The sequence below is a fragment of the Streptomyces sp. SID14436 genome (assembly GCF_010548465.1).
GTDB lineage: Bacteria > Actinomycetota > Actinomycetes > Streptomycetales > Streptomycetaceae > Streptomyces.
The window spans coordinates 1-1477 of the sequence record NZ_JAAGMD010000614.1; the positions used below are offsets into that span (position 1 = coordinate 1).

A 1477-nucleotide genomic window follows, 5' to 3' on the forward strand; every position below is an offset into this window, starting at 1 on the left:
CTCGGGCATCGCCCTGCGCTCCCCGGCCGGCCCCGCCGCTCCCCGTCCGCCCGCGGACCCGGAACGCCCCGGCCGAACGGCGCCCCCGCAGCCGCACCGATCGCCCCACCGCGCCCGGGGACGCGACGGCGCCGCCCGCCCCTGAGAAGGAGCCGGGCCGTACCCGGGCCGCCGAACCGGAGCCCAGCGGTCCCGTTTCTCACGGACTGGACGCTCGCAGCGCGATCCGTCCGCTCCCTTCCCCCGGCCGTGCACATTCCGTTAGCTTCCGTGACTCACACGCCCCGTACGGCTCGCACGAGGCGTTTCCCGCCGCGGAGCATCCGCGCCCTGCCGAACCCCAGGGGGCACCGTCATGAAACGCGCCATCTCCCTGCACGACGTGAGCAAGGCCTACACCCGGGGCCACCGTGTCGTGGACCGGCTGTCCCTGGACATCGCGCCCGGCGAGTTCCTCGTCCTGCTCGGCCCCTCCGGCTGCGGCAAGTCCACCGTGCTGCGGATGATCGCCGGTCTGGAGGAGATCGACGGCGGAAACCTGTTCCTCGACGGCGAGTACGCCAACGACCTGCCGCCCGCCGAGCGGGACATGGCGATGGTGTTCCAGAACTTCGCCCTCTACCCGAGCATGACCAGCCGCGACAACATCGGATTCCCGCTGCGCATCGAGGCGCCCGGGACGGACCCGGCCCCGCGGGTCGACGCCACCGCCCGCATGCTGGGCATCGAGGACCTCCTCGACCGCTTCCCCGCGCAGCTGTCCGGCGGGGAGCGGCAGCGCGTCGCCATGCGCCGGGCCGTCGCCCGCCACCCCTCCGCCTTCCTGATGGACGAGCCGCTGTCCAACCTCGACGCCAAGCTGCGCAACCACCTGCGCGCCGAGATGTCCCGGCTCACCCGCGAACTCGGCGTCACCACGGTCTACGTGACCCACGACCAGGGGGAGGCCATGTCACTGGGCGACCGGGTCGCCGTGCTGCGCGGCGGCGTGCTCCAGCAGGTCGGCAGCCCGCGCACGGTGTACGCGCTGCCCGCGAACGTCTTCGTCGCCGCGTTCATCGGCATCCCCCGCATCAACCTGCTGCGCGGGCTGGTCCGCGCGCCGCTGGACGGCGCCATGACCATCAGCCTCGGCAAGCAGTTCCTGCGGCTGCCCGAACCCCTGTCCCTGGACCACCAGTTGCTGCGGGTGCAGCAGGGCCGGGAGGTCATCGTCGGGCTGCGCTCGGAGGCCGTCCGCATCGCCGAGGCCGGTGCCGCCCGCCCCGGCGAGGTGGTGCTCACCGGGCTGGTCGAGCACGTCGAGTTCCAGGGCCACGAGGTCCTGGTGCACTTCGACACCGGTTCGCGGCCCGCCGTCGTCCCCGACCTGGAGGCGCCGCGTCCGCACCCGGGGCGCACCGAGCGGCGGCGCCGCCGCGACGGCACCGTACTGGACCGCCTGCGGGAGCGGGCCGGGGCGCTGCGCCCCGGCGCG

Annotated in this window: 1 protein-coding gene; it reads left to right on the forward strand. The window is 74.3% G+C overall.

The genetic code is table 11. The features are described 5' to 3' along the window. Nucleotides 1–355: 355 nt before the first annotated feature. On the forward strand, nucleotides 356–1477 hold a 1122-nt coding region (locus G3I53_RS21690; protein WP_164438682.1), incomplete at its 3' end, for an ABC transporter ATP-binding protein.